Raw genomic sequence first — 622 nt, 5'->3', positions numbered from 1 at the left:
GAGCCAGATCAAATTTTACCTTGTTGTCTTTATCGCCTTTTGTAATCGTGAAATTTTTACTTCCCGCAGAAAAATCTACTGTCTTGTCTATGCTAACAGCTGTAGCATTTTTATCATCAACAGAAAGCTTCCAACCTTTATCTGCGTACGCTCTTAGCGCTTTCAGCTGCGCAACATTCACTGCATCTGTATCTGCACTACCAGCTGCTACTGCTACAATCTGTCGCGTTTTTTTATCGCCAATACTCCCAACACTGACTGCACCTGATGTGCTTTTCCATGAGAACGTATCCTCTTCTGCAGCAGCATTTGTAGGAGCATAAGCAGCATCTGTTATAGGGTCATAACCTGCAATACCAGCCTTAATATTAGCGATAGAATTATTCCCTAAAGCGACACTTCCTTTTGTCTTCGCTCTTGAATAAAAACCAAAAGACGTAGCATTCTCTGCTTCTGCATATGCACGATGACCTACAGCTGTCGAACCATCCCCCAAAGCTTTAGAAACAGAACCCACAGCTGTGGAATAATCACTTTTCGCTGTTGTATAATCATTCTCCACGGATATACCATTTTCCACCCTCTCTGCATTATATTCGGAACCTATTGCAACACTGCTTTT

1 pseudogene is annotated in these 622 nt (G+C 42.0%); it reads right to left on the bottom strand.

From position 1 onward, the window contains the following. Nucleotides 1-622: pseudogene (locus ABD915_RS10125) on the bottom strand (Vomp family autotransporter); the annotation flags it as partial.

The sequence above is a fragment of the Bartonella jaculi genome, assembly GCF_039543045.1.
Taxonomy (GTDB): domain Bacteria; phylum Pseudomonadota; class Alphaproteobacteria; order Rhizobiales; family Rhizobiaceae; genus Bartonella; species Bartonella jaculi.
This window is presented reverse-complemented; position numbering and strand designations above follow the sequence as displayed.